Annotated in this window: 17 protein-coding genes and 1 pseudogene; 14 read left to right on the forward strand and 4 right to left on the reverse strand. The window is 66.1% G+C overall.

Going from position 1 to position 18,223, the window contains the following annotated elements:
• Both OXU42_01355 and OXU42_01360 read left to right on the forward strand, forming a co-directional pair.
• Positions 1 to 734, forward strand: a 734-nt coding sequence (locus OXU42_01355; protein MDE0028036.1) for an alpha/beta hydrolase, incomplete at its 5' end; no start/stop codon positions are given.
• A gap of 335 nt (positions 735 to 1,069) precedes the next feature.
• Positions 1,070 to 3,319 carry an autotransporter domain-containing protein gene (locus tag OXU42_01360; protein ID MDE0028037.1) on the forward strand — a complete coding sequence of 750 codons (2,250 nt, stop codon included), beginning with the start codon at positions 1,070 to 1,072 and terminating at the stop codon, positions 3,317 to 3,319.
• A gap of 47 nt (positions 3,320 to 3,366) precedes the next feature.
• Here the strand turns inward: OXU42_01360 and OXU42_01365 are convergent, their stop codons facing one another.
• Positions 3,367 to 3,987: a VOC family protein gene (locus OXU42_01365; protein ID MDE0028038.1), complete on the reverse strand. Its 621-nt coding sequence runs from the start codon at positions 3,985 to 3,987 to the stop codon at positions 3,367 to 3,369.
• 190 nt (positions 3,988 to 4,177) lie between these two features.
• Here OXU42_01365 and OXU42_01370 point away from each other — a divergent pair, with 190 nt between their 5' ends.
• The 5 genes from OXU42_01370 (at position 4,178) to OXU42_01390 (ending at position 9,756) form a co-directional block, all read left to right on the forward strand.
• Positions 4,178 to 5,491 carry an ABC transporter substrate-binding protein gene (locus tag OXU42_01370; GenBank protein ID MDE0028039.1) on the forward strand — a complete coding sequence of 438 codons (1,314 nt, stop codon included), beginning with the start codon at positions 4,178 to 4,180 and terminating at the stop codon, positions 5,489 to 5,491.
• Positions 5,492 to 5,498: 7 nt separating this feature from the next.
• Complete coding sequence (locus OXU42_01375; GenBank protein MDE0028040.1) at positions 5,499 to 6,401, forward strand: branched-chain amino acid ABC transporter permease; 903 nt, start codon at positions 5,499 to 5,501, stop codon at positions 6,399 to 6,401.
• Entirely contained in the window at positions 6,398 to 7,390 is a 993-nt protein-coding gene (locus OXU42_01380; protein MDE0028041.1) for a branched-chain amino acid ABC transporter permease, read from the forward strand. The genes OXU42_01375 and OXU42_01380 overlap by 4 nt, the downstream gene beginning before the upstream one ends.
• A gap of 5 nt (positions 7,391 to 7,395) precedes the next feature.
• Positions 7,396 to 8,847, forward strand: a complete 1,452-nt coding sequence (locus tag OXU42_01385; GenBank protein ID MDE0028042.1) for an ATP-binding cassette domain-containing protein — start codon at positions 7,396 to 7,398, stop codon at positions 8,845 to 8,847.
• Between the two features lie 111 nt (positions 8,848 to 8,958).
• Positions 8,959 to 9,756, forward strand: a complete 798-nt coding sequence (locus OXU42_01390) for a fatty acid desaturase (GenBank protein MDE0028043.1) — start codon at positions 8,959 to 8,961, stop codon at positions 9,754 to 9,756.
• Between the two features lie 13 nt (positions 9,757 to 9,769).
• On the opposite strand, the gene OXU42_01395 is transcribed toward OXU42_01390, so the two are convergent.
• Entirely contained in the window at positions 9,770 to 11,005 is a 1,236-nt protein-coding gene (locus OXU42_01395) for an MFS transporter (protein MDE0028044.1), read from the reverse strand.
• Between the two features lie 63 nt (positions 11,006 to 11,068).
• On the opposite strand from OXU42_01395, the gene OXU42_01400 reads away from it, so the two are divergent.
• Positions 11,069 to 11,404 carry a cupin domain-containing protein gene (locus OXU42_01400; GenBank protein ID MDE0028045.1) on the forward strand — a complete coding sequence of 112 codons (336 nt, stop codon included), beginning with the start codon at positions 11,069 to 11,071 and terminating at the stop codon, positions 11,402 to 11,404.
• A 75-nt stretch (positions 11,405 to 11,479) separates the two neighbouring features.
• Here OXU42_01400 and OXU42_01405 read toward each other — a convergent pair whose 3' ends face one another.
• Entirely contained in the window at positions 11,480 to 12,115 is a 636-nt protein-coding gene (locus OXU42_01405) for a hypothetical protein (GenBank protein MDE0028046.1), read from the reverse strand.
• Between the two features lie 62 nt (positions 12,116 to 12,177).
• Between OXU42_01405 and OXU42_01410 the strand changes: the two genes are divergently transcribed.
• The 6 genes and pseudogenes from OXU42_01410 (at position 12,178) to OXU42_01435 (ending at position 16,604) form a co-directional block, all read left to right on the forward strand.
• Positions 12,178 to 12,540, forward strand: coding sequence for a DCC1-like thiol-disulfide oxidoreductase family protein (locus OXU42_01410; protein MDE0028047.1), 363 nt, complete (start codon positions 12,178 to 12,180; stop codon positions 12,538 to 12,540).
• A gap of 51 nt (positions 12,541 to 12,591) precedes the next feature.
• Positions 12,592 to 13,173 (forward strand): sigma-70 family RNA polymerase sigma factor, encoded by a 582-nt coding sequence (locus OXU42_01415; GenBank protein ID MDE0028048.1) that lies wholly within the window; start codon positions 12,592 to 12,594, stop codon positions 13,171 to 13,173.
• A gap of 38 nt (positions 13,174 to 13,211) precedes the next feature.
• Positions 13,212 to 13,700: a hypothetical protein gene (locus OXU42_01420; GenBank protein MDE0028049.1), complete on the forward strand. Its 489-nt coding sequence runs from the start codon at positions 13,212 to 13,214 to the stop codon at positions 13,698 to 13,700.
• Between the two features lie 11 nt (positions 13,701 to 13,711).
• Complete coding sequence (locus OXU42_01425) at positions 13,712 to 14,167, forward strand: hypothetical protein (GenBank protein ID MDE0028050.1); 456 nt, start codon at positions 13,712 to 13,714, stop codon at positions 14,165 to 14,167.
• Between the two features lie 440 nt (positions 14,168 to 14,607).
• A complete protein-coding gene (locus OXU42_01430; GenBank protein ID MDE0028051.1) occupies positions 14,608 to 16,458 on the forward strand; it encodes a VIT and VWA domain-containing protein in 1,851 nt (616 codons plus the stop codon).
• A gap of 8 nt (positions 16,459 to 16,466) precedes the next feature.
• Positions 16,467 to 16,604 (forward strand): annotated as a pseudogene (locus OXU42_01435) (antitoxin).
• 12 nt (positions 16,605 to 16,616) lie between these two features.
• On the opposite strand, the gene OXU42_01440 reads toward OXU42_01435, so the two are convergent.
• The gene (locus tag OXU42_01440) at positions 16,617 to 18,221 is read right to left on the reverse strand and encodes a DHA2 family efflux MFS transporter permease subunit (protein ID MDE0028052.1); all 1,605 of its coding nucleotides are present in this window, start codon (positions 18,219 to 18,221) and stop codon (positions 16,617 to 16,619) included.
• Between the last annotated feature and the right edge of the window lie 2 nt (positions 18,222 to 18,223).

Consider the following 18,223-nt stretch of genomic DNA (forward strand, 5'->3'; position numbering starts at 1 on the left):
TGCACAGCGCGGGCGGCATCCGCTTCACCTACGCGCTGGACGAGCTGTCGCGCGACCACCGGATCCACATGATGGTCGCCCCCGGGTTCGACGGGACTCCGGCCCATGAGGGCGTCGACACCATGCCGGCGCTCGCCGATCTCGCCGGCGAGTTCGTGGATTCGGTCATCGGCGGGCCTTGCGACCTCGTAGGCCAGTCTTTCGGCGGGTTCCTGTCGGCGTGGGTGACGGTGCGCAACCCGGAAAAGATAAGTTCCGTCGTGCTCCAGTGCCCGTCGGGTTTCCGCCCGCCGCACATCCCGCAGAAACCTCCGGGCAGTCCGGAGGAGATGCGAAGCCGGATGTTCGCGCACCCGGAGCGCATCCCTCCGGGGGAAAAGACTCCGGAGCAGCTTGCCGAGAGCCGTGGGTGGGCGGACTACTACCACAAATCCGTCGGACTCGATGAGGCGCTCGTCGCCCTTTTGCCCGAGATCGAGCAGCAGACGCTGGTGCTGCAGGGAACGAAAGACGGCATGATGCCGCCCGAGAGCGGGCAGCTACTGGCGCGCGAGATCCCCCACGCCAAGCTGGTCTACGTTTATGACGCCGGACACAACATTGAGGTGGACCAGCCCGAACGGTTTGTCGCCCTGGTCCGTGACTTCTTCACGCGCGGTGAAGCCTTCATCGTCAATCCGGGTGACGAACAAGCGGGCGTGACGGCGGCGGCCCGCCAACCGGGCACCGCCTGATTCCCCTGCGAACGTTGTCTCAAGAGTCAATGACCTCGACTTCAATGATTCTCTGTGCCGGCCTGCTCTTGCTGGCCTGCGTCTTTGCCGCTGCGCCCCGCGCCGTGGCGCAGACGGAAGCGGCTTGTCCACTCCCCGCGGGGGTGACTCCTCCTCCGGATCCGCCGGTGACGGCGCAACAGGTGGAAGATGGCGGCAGTCTGAGGGACTTCGCTCTGGCCGTGACAGCGCAATTCAGGAGCCAGAACGAGTCGACGGATCTCGGGCCATTCCTCTACTTTTCGTGTCTCCTCAGGCAAGACGATGGCGTTTGGCGTTCCGGTACCACATACGCCGTGGCCCTGTCCCTCGACGGCAGGCTGTTCCTGCATACGAAGGACATGGCGCTCACGGGCAGGCAACTCCACCCGTCGATCTATGAAGCAATCCTTTCCGCGCTGGTTGTCCCCCAAACTGTTCTGGCCGATCTGGCGTCTCCGGATCCTGCCGTGGCCGGCCGCGCTCAAGCCGCCGTCGTCGGCACACTGTCGCAAGAACCGGATGGCCCGTTCGATGCGACCTCCGTGGTGCCGGGCGCCTCCGGTCATGCCAGTGTCTATGTCTCCACCGCCTATGGGGGTTTGCCGTTCGTGGCGCTTGCCGGATTCGATCTCGGCGAGTCTCACTTGGTCCCCTTGGCCGCGGAACAAATCGATCACGGCGCCCCGGCCGTTACGGCCAGAGACGTGGTGGACCGGGCAACGTTGAAGGCCTTCGTCACGGAAGCGGGGAATTTCGTTACCGGGCTCTTGAAGAGCGGAGATCCGGCCGCCAGCGCGAAGGCGTTCATCGCCTTGCGGGATCCGAACGGGCCGTGGAGACACGGTTCGGTGTACCTCTACATCCTGGATCGCACCACCGACGCGATCCTGTTTCACGGAGCGTTTCCGAACCGGTTCGAGCTTCGACCCTTGACCCCCACCGTCCGGGATGCCGTCACGGGAGAGTTGATTCTGCCGCGGGTTCTCGACGCGGCGAAGAGCAGCCCGGAAGGCGGCTTCGTCGAGTATTACTTCGACGATCCCGCTGACCACACCGACAGCGCCGACGTCCCCAAGGTGGGCTACGCTCGCGCGTTCACCGATGAAATCGTGACCCCGCGGGGAAGACGCCCGATCAACTTCATCGTCGGGTCGGGATTTTACCAGAGCTCGCCCAATGTAGTCGCCGCGCGCCGGAACACGGCCGTCAAGTCCGTGCTGCCCCAGGTGATGCGCGCCATGACCGCCAGCGCGGTGGACGCCGTCTCGGGCCGGATCCAGCAGGCGAACTCCGGCACTGCCTCGGCCAAAGGGTTCACCCTCGGCGGTGCTTCAACGCTGTCCGATGCCCTGCTGGCAAACGGGCGGGCGCTGGGGAACGGCACCTTCGACCTTGGCCGGCTGCTCGATGGCTCATCCTTCACCCTGCCGCTCAACGCGGCGGGAGCCGGTGGCCTGTTGGGAAACCTGGCGTTTTGGGGAAGCGGCGACTACCGCAACTTCTCCGGCGGCAACGCGGAGACGGTGGACTACGACGGCAACGTGATGGGGGCCAACATCGGGGTGGACACCAGGCTGAGCGAGGACCTGCTGGCGGGAGTCTCGCTGGGGTGGGCGCGGGGAACCGTGGACTACACGGCCTCCGGGGTGACGGGCGAGGCCGCGACCACCGTGACGAGCGTCAATCCGTACGTGGGCTGGCAGTCCCCGGGCGGCATGAACCTGTGGGTTACGGGGGGCTATGGCTGGGGCGAGGTGGAACTCGACGAGTCGGGAGGCACGGAAGCGAGCGACCTGACGCAGCGGATGGTGGCGGCCGGGGTGAACGGGCCTGTGTTGTCCAGCGATGGGGTGGTCGGGGGCGGCACTACGAGCCTGCGTCTGAAGGGCGAGACGGCGTTTTCGTGGGCGGATATCGACGGTTCCGGGACTCTCGAGGAAACGACGTTGAGCGCCAGCCGGCATCGGCTGATGTTGGAAGGGGTGCACGAGCGGAGACTTGACTCGGGGGCGACCTTTACGCCGTCCATCGAGGTGGGCATGCGCTATGACGGCGGCGACGGCGACACGGGTGGCGGCGTCGAGACCGGAGGAGGCCTGCGTTACGCGGACGCCGCCTCGGGACTGACCGTCGAAGGCCGGGCCCGGACCCTGTTCGCCCACAGCGGCGATTACGAGGAGTGGGGTGTGAGCGGGTTGTTGCGGCTCGATCCGGGCGAGGCGGGCCTGGGGTTCGCGGTGAGCCTGCGGCCGGCCTGGGGCCCGACGGCGGGCGGCGTGAAACGGCTATGGAACACCGGCGTCACCGACTTGGTGGCAGACGATCAAACGGGGCGCGTCCATGCGCGGGTAGCGTATGGTTTCGGCACCTCGTGGGGCGGCCGGGGCGTGCTGACTCCCTACACCGACGTGTCGCTCTCCGGGGCGGGGTCACGGCGGTTCAGCCTCGGCGGGCAGTTCACGCTGGGGTCGTCCGTCAGGATGAGCCTGGAAGGCATGCACCGCAATCCGGCTCGCGGCGGCGCCAACCATGGCGTCATGCTGAGCGCCAGCATGACCTGGTAGTCGTACCGGCAACCCCCTTTTCTCCCATCGCCGGCGGCGGCAGCCAACTACTTCCGCTGCAGGTCCGGATCGGCGAGAGTGGTGTCCTGTCCCGGCGGCGCCTCGTTCAACGCCTCTTCGAGCGAAGGTCTCGGCGCCCATTCCTCGGGCGGCCGGGCCTCGCCCTCCCAGTCCACTTGGTCGAGCCCCCAGAAAATTTCCAGACTGTGGCCGTCGGGGTCGCGGAACTCCACCGACACCTGACAGCCGGCTCGACGGCGGCCGTGGAAATCGATGGGCACGCCGTGCTTCTCGAGGTGGTCCCGGGCGCGGAAGACATCGTCGAGTGTGGGGACCTCGAACGCCAGGTGGTGCAGTTCCCGGCCCTCGGAAGTATCCTCGGCCTGACCGATGACGCCGAGCCCATGATGGTCTTCGTTGAAGCGCATGAACACCATCCGGCCCGGCACCATGCTCTCCGGGTAGACGTCGGAAACCTTGAAGCCGAGCACCTGGGTGTAGAACCGGACGGAGGCGTCGATGTCCCGGACCACCAGCACGGCGTGACTCATGTTGCCGATACGGAAGGGCATGTCGGCCGGCGGCTGGATTCCCTTCATCGCCTGCACCTCCGGGGCGTGTAGACCTTCCAGATCGACCTTGCCTCGTTGAGTCATGTTCCTGGCCATGTCCGAAGTCCTCCATGACGGCGACTGCGTTCCGCCCCGATCCTTTGGGCTTGCTTTGGCGTGACTTGCGCTATACCGTATAGCCCAATCATCAGCACGCCGCGAGCGGACCCATGCCGCGGCGTGCTCAACGGTGCCCGGTCTGCCGCGGCCGCATGGCCGGCGGCGATCACAGACATGGGAGGCTGACATGAGCGCAATACCTCGTACCAAATTCATGGCGTTGGCCGCGGCTCTAGCGGTGTTGCTGGCGGCGGCTGCCGCCTCGGCGCAGACCGTCAAGGTGGCGGTTCCGACGTTCCTTACCGGCGGCGGCGCGCCGACTTACGGCACCGCATCCAAGAACGGCGTGGAGCTGGTGGTCCGCGCCATCAACGAAGGGACCCTGCCGGCGCCCTACAACAGCGTCGGGCTGGCCGGCCGCAAGATCGATCTCGTGGTCTACGACGAGTCGGGCGGCGGCACCAAGCAGGTGACGGAGCTGCGCAACAAGGTGCAGAAGGAGGGCGTGGATGTCGTGGTCGGCTATGTCTCCTCCGGGAGCTGCGCCGCCATCGCCCGGGTGGTGGAGGAGCTTCGGGTCCTGACTCTGCTGACGGTATGCGGCACGCCGCGCGTCTTCGAGGAGCTGGTGAAGGAGCCGAAGTACCTCTTCCGCATCATCAACCATAGCACCGCGGGCAACGTGGGCGCCGCGCACTACGTCGTCAAGAAGCTCCGGAACGAGGCCAAGGACGGCTACATGGGCATCAACCAGAACTACGCCTGGGGCCAGGATGCCTGGCGCGATTTCAACCTGGGCGTGCAGACCCTGGCGCCGGAACTCAGGCCGGCCAAGAAGCAGCAGTTCCCCAAGCTGTTCTCCGGCCAGTACGGCACCGAGATCTCGGTGCTGCTCAGAGCCAGGCAGAAGGTGGTGCACTCGAGCTTCTGGGGCGGCGACATCGAGGCCTTGATCGCCCAGGGCAAAGCCAGGGGACTGTTCAAGCGCAAGACGTTCGTTTTCACGGTAGGCGAAATAACGGCCCACCGGATCGGCAAGAAGTTCCCGCCGGGACAGCTCGCCCGCGGTCCCTACGGATTGTACGCGGAGGGTATCGACACCCCGCTCAACAAGTGGTTCCGGAGCGAGTACCGCAAGGCGTACAAGCAGCCGCCTTCGTCGCCGGCCTATCACTACGCCGATGGCATCGTGGCGGCAAAGTACGCCTACGACACGGCCATGAAGGCCAACGGCGGCAAGTTCCCGTCCACCGACCAGGTGATCAAGGCGCTGGAGCACGCCACCTTCGACATCCTCGCCGCCAAGGTCAAGATGTCCATCGGCAAGGGGCACCAGGCGGTCACCTCGGACCGCTGGGGCTATGCCGAGTGGGACGATGCCAAGGGCGAGATCGTGGTCAGGGACGTGGTGGAATTCAAGGCCGAGTGCGTGAACCCGCCGGAAGGCGTCAACGCGGCGGACTGGGTCAAGGGCGGCATGAAGGGCGCCCAGTGCGACTGAGGAACCGTTGGATCTCGAGCTGCTACTGATCATCCTGGTTGACGGTCTCGTCTACGGCTCCTACCTGTTCATGGTGGCCGTGGGCCTGACCGTCATCTGCGGCGTCCAGAAGCTCCTCAACGTCACCCACGGAGCGCTGTACGCGTTCGGCGCCTATCTCGCGGCCACGCTGCTGATCCTCTATTTCCGGGTGGACTGGCCGCAGTTCGGCGCCTTCGCGGTCATGCTGTTGGCGGCGGCCTTCCTCGGGGTGGTCTTCGGCCTCATCATCGAGCGCGGCCTGCTGCGCCATCTCTATCACGAGGACGAGCACATCATCGTGCTGGCGACCTTCGCGGCGTTCCTGGTGCTCGAGGACGTGCTGCTGCTGATCTGGGGCACCGATCCCTATCTCGCGCCGGAGCCCCTCGGGCTGCTGGGCTCGACGGAGATCGCCGGGCTTCCCTTCGACAACTACAGCCTGTCCATGGTGCTCTTGTCGGCCGTGGTGGCCGCGGTGCTGTGGTACGGGCTCAACCGGACCCAGTTCGGCAAGCTTCTGCTGGCGGTGATCTATGACCGGGAACTGGCCCAGGCCATGGGGATCAACGTCAACCGGATCTTCCTGTTGACCTTCATGCTGGGCTCGTTCCTGGGGGCCCTGGGCGGCGCCTACCAAGCGCCGGCGATCTCGGTCCAGCCCGGCATCGGAGTGGAGGTGATCGTGCTGGCGTTCGCCGTGGTGGTCATCGGCGGCATGGGCAGCATTCCCGGCGCCCTCATCGGCTCGGTGATCGTGGGCGTGGCGCGGGCCTTCGCCGTGCACCAGGAGCCGGCCCTGGAGCTGTTCGTCATCTACTTGATCATGGCCGCGGTGCTCATCGTCCGGCCTCAGGGGCTGTTCGCGCCCGCCAAGCCGAGAACCATATGAGCTGGCGCCAGGACAAGACCCTTTGGGGCCTGACCATCGGGCTCGTCGCACTGCTGGTGCTCAACTTCGTGGTGCCCGACTGGTTCCGCAATATCCTGACGCTTTCCCTGGCCCGGGGTTCGGTGGCGCTGGGGCTGCTGGTGCTGTGGCGCTGCGGGTTGATCTCCTTCGGCCACGCGCTTTACTTCGGCTTCGGCGCCTACACCGTGGGGCTCATGAGCCGCTACCTGGGCATCACCGACGCCTTCCTGACCATCGCCTGCGGGGTGGTGACCGCGGGCCTTCTGGCGTACGGCCTGGGTTTCCTGCTGCGGCAGTACCGGGGCATCTTCTTCGCGCTGCTGAACATGGCGTTCTCCATGATCCTCTACGGCGTGCTGGCCAAGCTCGAGGAGCTGGGGTCCACCGACGGCATCAGCCTGGAGGCCACGACCTACCTCTGGTACGCGCCCCTGGGGGCGGAGAACAAGACCGCGCTGTTCGTGTTCGCCGCGATCCTGACCTGGGGGGTGGCGGTGCTGGTGCACCTCTACCTGCGCTCCACCCTGGGCAACATGACCACCGCGGTGCGGGAGAACGAGATCCGCCTGGGTTACCTGGGCTACTCCGGGGAGCGGGCGGTCCATGCAAAATACGTGATCTCCGGACTGCTTGGCGGGTTCGGCGGCGCCGTCGCCGCCCTCACCATCGGCCACGTGGACCCGGACTCCATGGTGTACTGGCCGGTGTCCGGGGACTTCGTCTTCATCGCCATCCTGAGCGGCACCGGCAACGTCGTCGCGCCCTTCATCGGCGCGTTGATGTACGAGCTCATACGCACCTATGCCTTCGACCAGTTCCCGGGAATCTGGCAGTTGATCATGGGCGGAACGCTGCTCGCCATCATCATGTTCCTGCCCAATGGACTGTGGTCGCTGGTGGAACGGCGGCGGAACAGGGCGGGGCCGGGGTCCGCCGACCGGCTCCAAGCGAGAGAGGAAGAGGCATAGCCGCCGTGTCCACCGTCCTGGAAGTCCACGATCTCGAGAAGTCCTTTGGCGCCGTGGTGGCCGCCCACGACATCAACGTCGTGGTGGAGGAAGGCGAGACCATCGGCGTCATCGGCGCCAACGGCGCGGGCAAGACCACCTTCGTCAACCTGGTCACCGGCCATCTCCCGCCCGGCGGCGGCACCGTGGAATTCATGGGCCAGAGCATCCTCGGGCTCTCGGTGCGGGCCATCACGCGCCTGGGCCTTTGCCGCTCCTTTCAGGTGCCCCAGGTCTTCCTCTCGGAGACCGTCTTCGACAACTTGATGATGGCCTTCGGCGTCGCCGAAGAGGACGGCGCGGGCCTGTTGACGCCGCTCATGGAGGAAGAGCGGGCGGCCCGGGTGGAAGCCCACCTGGCGCGCTACCAGATCGCGGAGTACCGGGACGTCATCGGCTCCGCGCTGCCCCAGGGTATCCGCAAGCTCCTGGACATCGCCATGGCCACGGTGCGCAAGCCCAGGCTGCTCATGCTCGACGAGCCCACCAGCGGCATCAGCGCGGAAGAGAAGTTCGCCATCATGGACATCCTCATGCAGGCCTTGAAGGAGGAGCGCACCACCGTCCTGTTCATCGAGCACGACATGGAGATCGTCGAACGCTACGTGGACCGCGTGCTCGCCTTCTACCAGGGGGAGATCATCTGCGACGCCCCCACCGCGCGGGCGATGCGGGACGACGGCGTGCGGGAATACGTGCTGGGCCGGGGGCATGACCCGGGCACGGAAGCACGGACAGCGGCATCAGGGCGTTCCCCGTCCGGTGAGGAGACTCTCGCCGTCAGCGATCTCGACGTGAGCATCGGCGCCACCCCGATCCTGCGCGGGATCCATTTGAGCGTCCCGTCGGGATCCATGTGCGGCCTCATCGGCCGCAACGGCGCCGGCAAGACCACGTTCATGCGCGCGGTCATGGGTGCGCTCTCGGTCCAGCGGGGCACGGTACGGCTCGGCGACGTCGACCTTGCCGCGACCCCGGCCCATCGCCGCGCCCACCTGGGCATCGGCTTCATGCCCGAGGACCGCCGGCTGGTGCCCGAGCTGACCGCCGAAGAGAACATCCTGCTGCCCGTCTGGGCTACCGGCGCGGACAACGCCCGCGAGCGCCTCCGGTGGATCTACGGCCTCATGCCCGAGGTCGAGGAGTTTCGCCACCGCGGCGCCACGAGCCTGTCCGGCGGCCAGCAGAAGTTCGTCGCCTTCGCCCGCGCGCTGATGGGTGGCACCAGGCTGCTCTTGCTGGACGAGCCCGGCGAAGGCATCGCGCCGATCTTCGCCCAGCGCATGGTGGAAATACTCGACGACCTCAAGAAGGAGGGCGCCTCCGTGCTGGTGGCCGAGTCCAACGACGTCCACATCGCCAGGCTCCTCGACCGTACCTTCGTCATCGAGCGCGGCAGCATCGTGGACGACGGGTAGAGGAAAAATGGCGCCATGGACCGTGGGTTGACGTGAACCCTGCGGGGACTTGTGGTAGCTTGAGCAGGAGAGAAAGGAAGAGGAGGCTATCGTTTGCGGACTCCGAATCGTTTGAACATTACGTTGTTCTCCAGCGTCGTGGCCGGTGCAGTCGTCGGGTTGCCGGCCTACGCGTATTTTTATGGTTATTCCTGGGTCGATTGGGCCATGTTCGTGGTGCTCTACGTCATCACGGGACTCGGCATTACCGTGGGGTACCACCGCTTGCTGGCCCACCGAAGTTTTGCCTGCACCGATTGGGTGAAGGGCCTTCTCTTGATCGCAGGAGGATGGGCTCTACAAAATTCAGGCTTCAGATGGACAGCGGATCATATCCGCCATCATGCCCGGTGCGACCAGGAAGAAGATCCTTACAGTGCCAAGCGAGGATTCTGGCATAGTCATTGCGGTTGGCTGTTCTGGAGCGACCCCCATAGAGACGATAAATTTGCCCGCAAGCTGAAACAGGACGCGGTCGTGATGTGGCAACATCGCTACTACATCCCCATTGTCCTTTCCGGCCTGGCGCTGCCCTTCGTGGTGGGCTTCTTGTACGACGGCTGGTTCGGGGGGCTGGGCTGTTTCCTGCTCGCCGGAGTCGGGCGGACCTTCTTTGTCTTGAACTCCACGTTTTGCATCAATTCCATTTGCCACCTGTGGGGTACCCAACCTCACGGGGTATCCGATTCCAGTCGTGACAGTTGGTGGATCTCGCTCATCACCTTCGGAGAGGGCTACCACAATTATCACCACAGGTATCAAAGCGATTATCGGAACGGCCCTCAGTGGTATAACTTCGATCCGTCCAAGTGGCTCATCTACAGTCTTTCCCTCGTAGGGCTCGCCAGTTCCTTGCGCCGGTTTTCCTGATCGGGACAGTCGGCTAGTCCGCGCCGGGCCGGTCGCCGGGCAGGTCACGCGGCTTGAGAGCGCGGATGGCCAGCGGCCCCACCAGCAGCACGACGGCGATGTGGCCGAAGGCGATGCCCCAGTTGAGCACGCTTTCGCCGCCGAGCACGTGCAGGATCAGGCCCATCATCAACGGCCCGACAAAGCCGCCGCCGTAGCCCAGCATCGCGTGCACGGCCAGCGCGGCGCCGCGCCTCTCGGGGTCGGCGTTGCCGACCGTGCCGGCGGTGAGCGACGAGGAATCCGCGTAGATCGCCGCGTTGTAGAGGAGACAGACGACGGCGGCCGTGCCGTATCCCACCCCCGCCGTAAAGCCCACTGCCAGCGCCAATGCCATGGATACCGTGAACACCAGCAGGATCCAGCGCTTGCGGCCCAGGCGCCGCGCCATCTCGTTGCCGAGGACGCTGGAGGCCGTGCCGAGCAGGCTCGCCAGGGTCGCCACCACGGTCGGAACGAGGACATTCGGCGCACCGGGGCCCTGGGCCGCCGCGAAGGTCAGGAAAGTCACCATCCAGGAACGGACGACGAACATCTCCCAGGTGTGCACGCAGTATCCCAGGGCATAGGCCATGACCGAGGTGTTGCGGAGCACCGGCTTGAAGTCCAGGATCCGCGGCGCGGAGGCCGGCCGTTCCCGCCGCGGACTTGCCGGGAAAAGGGTCAGGGCCACGAGCAACGCCCCGAACGCCCCGCCGGCCCCGACCATGAACGCGGCCTGCCAGCCGAATTGCGCCGTCACCGCGCCGGCGATGACGAAGGAGAACGAGCTGCTGATCCCCGTGCTGGCGCCGTGAACGGCCACGGCGCGCGATTGTGCCGGCCCCTCCACCCGTTCGGACAACGCCTTGAGCCCCACCATGTAGGTGCCGGCCCAGCCGATGCCGTTCAGCGCGCGAAAGACGAGGCCGGTCCAGAACCCCTCCGCCAGGAAGGCCATGCCGAGATGGGCCAGCATGGTGGTGGAAACCGCGCACATGTAGACCTTGCGCGCGTCGACCCGGTCCGTCAGCGGCAGCAGGATCGGCACCGCGGCGGCGTAGGCGCCGAACATGATGCCGGAAAGCCACCCCGCCTGCGCGTGGCTGAGGGACCATTCCGCGAAGAAGGCCGGCAGCAGCGCCGCGAACGCCATGGCGCCGATCTGGGCCAGGGATTGCGCCAGACAGAAGACGGCGATGATGAATATTTCCCTCGTGCCGCGCTCCACCCGTCGTATGATAGGATAGTCGTCGGTGCATAGGAACACACGAAGGACGAAGGAGGTTCGGCCATGCCCAAGCCAGAGCTAGAGTTCTTTCCGGTGGACGACCTGCCCTGGGTGCCGGTGGAGGGCGCGCCGCCGGGTCACTATCAAAAGATCCTGACCGAGGACCCGGAGATCGGTTTCGTCACCCGGCTTCTCAAGGTGGACCCGGGCGGGGCGAGCACGGAGACCTTCGTCCACGATTTCTGGGAGGAGGTGTACATCGTGGAGGGAAGCCAGTGGGATGGAGACCGCCTCCTCAAGAAGGGCATGTATGCCTGCCGTCCCCCGGGAATGAAGCACGGTCCCTACCGGACCGAGGAAGGCTGCACCACGCTGGAGTTTCGTTACGTCAGGCCGTGAGCGTGGGCGGACCGGGAGTGGCGAAACCGGGGGTCCGTGGTTCGGGCAGTGGATTCGTTGCGCGAGCGGTTGAAATCAGCCCGGTGCGAGCACGAAGTCGAAGCGCCCGAGCCAGCCTTGCGGAGTGCGGCTCAGGTCCAGCAACAGGTCGTCATGAAAGATGTTGTCCCGGGCGTTCTCGTCGGGCACGTCGGGAAAGTAGAGCTGGGTCGTGAGCAGGCGCGTGGCCGGGCCCTGGACCTTGACGTGGATATGCGGCGTGCGCCCCGTATAGCGCACCGGCCGGATGGTCTCGAAGCGAAACGCCCCGGCGGGGTCGGTGTACTGATGGCCGCGGTACCGGAACCCCGAGTTGTCGTAGCGCCCGTTCTCGTCGGCATGCCAGATGTCGACCACGGCGCCGCCGATGGGACGGCAGTCCGGCGAGAGCACAAGCCCCTGCAGCACCAGCGACCGGCCGTTCGAGCCCGGTTCCCGTAGACTGGTGCGGAGCGGCGTCCCCGGCGTGTAGAACGGTCCCTCGGTCGTCTCGGGTATGGCACGCGTGCAGGCAAGTGGCGGCGCCAGTCCGAGCGAGCGGTCCGCCGCGGGACCAGAAAAAGGATAGTCCAGGAGCGTCGCCCGCGAACAGGCCAGCCACGACAGGCCCGTGACACCCGCTGCTGCCGCGGCAAACAAGGCGCCGCGGCGGGAGTACCTACGATTCCACATGAAAAAATCATAGGCTGACTCAGGAGGATTGTAAAACGGACTCCAGCGGAAGAAACGACTTTCTGCTTTACGACGGCGAGTGCGTCTACTGCCGCACGTATGCGCGGAAGTCCAGGTTCAGGACCGCCGACGGAGGGCGGTTGCGGTTCATCGACGGCAGAAACGCTCCTGCCCTCGTGGACGAGTTGCGGCGGGATGGCTGCGACCTCGAAGACGGCATGATCCTCGTTCTGGAGGGCCGGCGTTACCAGGGAGCCGAGGCCATGGAGGCGCTCGGTTCCCTGGCCTCAGAACCCGGTTGGGTCAACATGCTCACGAGATGGGTGGGGTCCAGCTCCGAACGGGCGCGCTTCTTCTACCCGTGGTTCCGGCGGTTGCGTCATGTGGGTCTCTGGATGGCCGGCAAGTCGGGTTTCCGCAAGTGAAGGCGAGAGGGAATTTCCCCGCCGCCGGGGAAGCCCTATACTGGACGCTCCATGGCACATGCGTGGGACCGACGCAGCGACAAGGAGCTGGTGGAGCTATGCAACCGCGGCGACCGCGATGAGGCGGTCCGGGCCTTTGAAACGCTGTACCGGCGGCACCGCGACTACGTCACGCGGGTGGCCCTGCGATTCGGCGCCGACCGGGACGCGGCCGTCGACGTGCTGCAGGAGACGTTTCTCTACCTGCTGAAGAAGTTTCCCCCCACGGGCGAAGGGCTGGTGCTCACGGCGCAGCTCCGGTCGTTGCTCTATCCGGTAGCCAAGAACCTGACCCTTTCCTCCCTGCGGCAGCGAGCGCGCCTGGACGATTCCGAGGAGTTCGATCCGGACCGGTTGCAGGCGCCGAGCGGCACCGATCCGGCGGAGCGAGACCCGGCGCGGTTGTCGGCGGCTCTGGCCCGTCTTTCCGCGGAGCGCCGCGAGGTGCTGCTCCTGCGCTTCGTCGACGACATGTCCCTGCAGGACATCGCGGACACCCTTTCCATACCCCTCGGCACCGTCAAGTCCCGGCTCCATCTCGCGGTCAGAGAGTTGCGGGAAAGCCCCGAGATCAAGGATTTCGGCAAGCCGTGAACCTTTTGGCCGCCTCGCGCGCTTAACGGGGTGGAACCATGGAGCGCGACGACGACAGAAGGATCCTGCCCACGCGACCGGCACACGGCATGCCGTCCGCTGAAGAAGAGATCGACCTGCCCGAGGAGTTGGCCCAGGAACTCGCCCGCCTCGACAGGTCGGTGGCGGTCATGTCGCCGGAGGCGGACCGGCGCATTGCCGAGGCGGCCAGAGAGCACTTCCTGACGCGGCCGCGGCGCGCGCGTCCGGCCGGGTTTCGTTGGGCCATGGCGGGAAGCCTGGCCGCGAGCCTCCTGGTGGGTGTTCTTCTCTGGCGGACGTACACGCCGATGGGACCCGCCGACCTACGGGTCGCTACCGTCGCCGGCATACCCGACGACGTCGACGGCTCCGGGACCGTGGACATTCTCGACGCCTTTGCCCTGGCCCGCATGGCGCGCGCCGACCGTGCGCCTGCCGCTCAAACGAAGATCGACGCCCTGGCCATGAGCGTCGTGGCGTTGGACGGTTCCGCGGACAAGCTATGAATCGCCGGCGCTTGACACTTCTGCTTTGCTTTGCGCTCTGGGCCGCCGCCTTGCCGGGCTGGTCGTACGCGGAATACACGAAGGTCCGTTTCGCGGCCCTCGACATCCACCTGGAATCCGCCGAGCCCGTGGCGGCTTGGCAGTTCGAGCTGTCGGAAGCCGCCGGCGGGATGCGCGTGGTGGGGGTCGAGAACGGGGACAGTCCGGCGTTTGCCAGGGCACCCTACTATGACCGAAAGGCCGTCAACGACGGCCGTGCCGACCGCATCATCGTCGCCGATTTCACGTTGCGGTCCGGGAACGAACTTCCGGTGGGCAGGTTCCGCATCGCCACCGTTCACGTTCACCTCACCGGCGACTCCGAGCCCGAATACGTTCTGAGACTGGTCACGGCAGGCAACGCCGAGGGCAAACCCGTGCCCGCCACCGTACATCTCGACATCCAGCCAGGGAGATCGCGTAAATGAAACAGCAAGGAATCGCCGATACGTGGACGACCGTGGCCGCCCTGTGCATGCTCCTGATGGTAGCGGCATGCGCGACCGACGCGCCGGACCCCGAGCCGGGTGGCGCCGTCGCTGGTCCGGCCTCGCCCCAAGGCGGAACCGGGCAGGTTTCCGGTGTCCCGTCTCCGCCGGCCGCTGGGGCCGCCCTGGAACGCAGGACCGACAGCCATGCCTCCTCGCCCCCTCCGCGGTCCTTGAGGCACCGGGCTTTCCGGAGAAAGGGAGGGGGCGGTGGACCGCTGTTTGCGCCGCTAATGGTTCAATCAGCAACTGCCGACCTGGCGACAGCGCCAGTCCGGTCGCTGGACCCGGATGAAGAGCTTTGGGTCATTGTAACGCCGCGGCCGGCCGATACCGACCAATCGCGGGCGCAACCGGAACATCCGGGCTCGGGAGCGCTGGTGACCACACGCCCCTCCGCAGGAGAGGAGAAGGCGGAGGTCCCGCTTCCGCTCACGCACACCGAGGTTCACGCGGCGATCACCGGGTACGTGGGCACGGTAGACGTCACCCAACAGTTTGAGAACCCCTTCGACGAGAAAATCGAGGCCGTCTACATGTTCCCGCTGCCCGAGAAGGCCGCGGTGAGCGAGTTCGTGATGACCATCGGCGAACGCCGCATCCGCGGCATCCTGAGGGAGAAGGAGGAGGCCGAGGCCATCTACCGGGAGGCGCGCGCGCAAGGCTACCAGGCGAGCCTGCTGACCCAGCACCGCCCCAACATCTTCGAGCAGAAGGTGGCCAACATCGAGCCCGGCAAGCGCATCGACGTGAACATCCGCTACTTCCACTCGCTGGCCTACCGCGACGGCTGGTACACGTTCGTGCTCCCTACCGTGGTGGGTCCGCGCTACAACCCGCCCGGCTCCAAGGACCCCGTGCACCCGCTTCCGCGGACGCACGTTCAACCCGTATCCACCGGCACGGGCGTGCGCTATCTGCGGCCCGAGGAACGATCGGGGCACGACATCGGCATCACGGTGAAGCTCGACGCCGGCGTCGCCATCGAGGCCATCGAGTCGAGCCACCGCATCGACCAGACGCGCGCGGCTCCCGATGCCGCCACCATCAGGCTCGCCGACCAGGCGACGATCCCCAACCGGGACTTCGTCCTCAAGTTCAAGGTGGCGGGCGGCCGCGTCAAGACGAACCTCCTGACCTACGTGGACCGCAAGAAGGGACAGGGGTACTTCACCATGGTGCTTTATCCGCCCGAACATCTCGACGCCGCGCCGCGGCATCCCATGGAGATGGTGTTCGTGCTCGACTGCTCGGGCTCCATGCAGGGCGAACCCATCGCCCAGGCCAAGGCGGCCATTCTCGCGGCCCTGGACCTGCTCAAGCCCGGAGACACCTTCCAGGTGATCCGCTTCTCCAACAACGCCAGCCGGTTCGGACCCAACCCCGTACCGGCCACGCCGGAGAACGTCGCCCGGGCGAAACGGTACGTCCGGCAACTCGAGGGCAGCGGCGGCACGGAGATGATCGAAGGCATCCGCGCCGCCCTGAACTTCCCCCACGAACCCCGGCGCCTGCGCTTCGTGACCTTCCTGACCGACGGCTACATCGGCAACGAGGTCGAGATACTGGAGGCCATCCACAAGTCCATCGGAGAGTCGAGAATCTTCAGCTTCGGCGTGGGTGACTCCGTCAACCGCTATCTCCTGAACCGCATGGCCAAGGTGGGGCGCGGCGCCGCCGCCTACCTAGCGCTGGACGATTCCGGCGCGGAAGTCATGCGCTACTTCTTCAACCGCATCAGCCGCCCCGTGCTCTCGGACGTCGAGATCGACTGGGGAACGATGAAGGTGACCAACACCTACCCCAAGCGCCTGCCCGATCTCTTCGTCGGCCGCGCCGTGGTGGTCACCGGCAAGTTCACGGGCGAGCCGGGCAAGCCCGTGGTACGGGGCCGCGCCGGCGGAAAACGCGTCGAGTACGCCGTGCCCCGGTCCGGCGGAGAGGACGCGCACGCCTTCATCCCCAACATCTGGGCGCGACTGCGCATCGCCGACCTCGCCGACCGCCAAACCTGGACCCACGACCCCCACAACGAGTTGGCCGGCGCCATCAAGAAGACCGCATTGGAATACGGCCTCATGTCCGACTACACGGCCTTTGTCGCGGTGGACGCCAGCCGGCGCACCGAAGGCAAGCACGGCACCACCGTGCATCAGGCGGTACCCGTGCCGAGAGGGGTGCGCTATACTACGACGGTCAAGGAGGAACGCACGGTGAAGGAGGATCGATGACCATAGAACGTCTCGTGAGCGAGCCGAAGGCCCGTCCCCGCTACTCCCTTGAGGAGCTTTTGGCGCAGTGTGACGAAAACGAAACCCCCGGGTCCGAGGATCGTGCCTGGATCGACTCCAAGCCGGTCGGCAAGGAGCTGCTGTAGCGGCGTTCGTTGTCAGGCAGTCCTCGTCCCCGCCGCCTCCGCCGACCCCGCCACCGGCGGCGCCTTCTCCTGCCCCCTCCGCGTCTTCAGAAACGACACCATCACCACCAGCCCCAGGTACATGATTCCGATCAGGACGAATAGCTGGTGGTAGGCCAGGGTCACGCCCTCCGTCAGCAGGCTGAAGCCCAGCAGTGACTCGGCGCGTTGTTCCAGGCCGATGCCGAACTGGCCGGCGTGCTGGAGCAGGGCGTGGATCTGGAGCATGACATCGTCGCGCAGGTTTTCCGTCAGGCGGGCGCCTAGCCCGGGGGTCATGGCCTCGACCTTGTAGAAGATGTGGCGCTCCAGGAGGAAGCTCAGGGTGGCGATGCCGAAGGCTTCGCCCAACCCGCGGGCGAGGCCCAGGATGCCGCTGCCCATGCGCGACTCGCCCTCGGGCAGGGCGCCCAAGGCGATGGAGTTGAGCGGCGCGTTGATGGTGGACTGGCCGATGCTCTTGAGTATCACCAGGAAGTAGATCACACCCACGCCGGTCCAGATGGTGACGTTGGCCAGGCTGAAGAGCGTCACCGTGAGCAGCACGAGCCCCGTCACCAGCAGGATCCTGGGTCCGAACCGGTCCGACAGCATGCCGGCGAAGGGCGACACGATGCCCACTGCGACGGCGGCGGGAAGCATGAAGATGCCGGCCTGCAGGGGCGGGTAGAAGAGCGCCTTCTGCAGGAACAGATTCAAGATGAAGCTGGTGCCGCGGAACCCCATGACCCGGATCAGCACGATCATGCTCGAGATGCTGAAGTTGAGGTCCTTGAAGTAGCGGATCTGGACATAGGGGTGCTCGGCCCGGAGCTCGGCGATGATGAAGACCGCGATGAGCAGGGCGGCGGTTCCGAACAGGGACAGGATCCGCTGGCTGGTCCAGCCCTCCTCCTGGCCCTGGGTGAGGCCCAGGAGCATGACCACGAGCCCGCCGGTGAGGGTCAGGAATCCGAGCAGGTCGAAGGCGGAGGGCTTGTGGGACGAGGACCGCCGGGGAAGGATGACCACCGCCGCCATGACGGCGAAAATCAGGGTCGGGAGCGGCAGGTAGAAGATCGTCCGCCAGCTTATGTACTGGGCCAGATAGCCGCCCGCCGGCGGTCCGAAGAACGGCCCCAGCGACCAGCCGGTCATGAACAGCCCCATGGCGAGCCCGCGCTCGTTCCGCGGAAAGGCCTCGTACATGATGGACATGGACACGCCGATGAGCGGCCCCACCCCCATGCCCTGGATGATGCGGAAGAAGATCAGCGAGTTGACGTCCCAGGCGATGGAGCACAGGAACGAGCCCGCGCCGAAGGTGGCGGCGCTCAGGATGAAGAGGTTGCGGTCGCCGATGCGCTGTCCCAGCCAGCCAACGCAGGGAATCAGCACGGTGCGGGTGATCATGAACGCGATCAGCACCCACTGGATCCGGTGCAGCGAGGTGCCCAGCGACGACATCATCGCCGGGATGGCGGTGTCGACGCCCGTGATGCCGAGCCCGACGCTGATCATCCCCAGCGACAGGGTGATGGTGACGGGCCACTTGCGGGCGGGGTCGTATGTCTGGACGGGAGGCGGCGCGGGAGTCATGG

The organism is Deltaproteobacteria bacterium (assembly GCA_028818775.1).
Taxonomy (GTDB): Bacteria; Desulfobacterota; Binatia; order UBA9968; family JAJDTQ01; genus JAJDTQ01.

Coding starts and splice junctions, on each gene's coding strand:
- OXU42_01370 (MDE0028039.1), top strand. CDS start 4,178: ATGAGCGCAATACCTCGTACCAAATTCATGGCGTTGGCCGCGGCTCTA.
- OXU42_01415 (MDE0028048.1), top strand. CDS start 12,592: ATGGCACATGCGTGGGACCGACGCAGCGACAAGGAGCTGGTGGAGCTA.
- OXU42_01420 (MDE0028049.1), top strand. CDS start 13,212: ATGGAGCGCGACGACGACAGAAGGATCCTGCCCACGCGACCGGCACAC.
- OXU42_01380 (MDE0028041.1), top strand. CDS start 6,398: ATGAGCTGGCGCCAGGACAAGACCCTTTGGGGCCTGACCATCGGGCTC.
- OXU42_01440 (MDE0028052.1), bottom strand. CDS start 18,221: ATGACTCCCGCGCCGCCTCCCGTCCAGACATACGACCCCGCCCGCAAG.
- OXU42_01365 (MDE0028038.1), bottom strand. CDS start 3,987: ATGGCCAGGAACATGACTCAACGAGGCAAGGTCGATCTGGAAGGTCTA.
- OXU42_01405 (MDE0028046.1), bottom strand. CDS start 12,115: ATGTGGAATCGTAGGTACTCCCGCCGCGGCGCCTTGTTTGCCGCGGCA.
- OXU42_01400 (MDE0028045.1), top strand. CDS start 11,069: ATGCCCAAGCCAGAGCTAGAGTTCTTTCCGGTGGACGACCTGCCCTGG.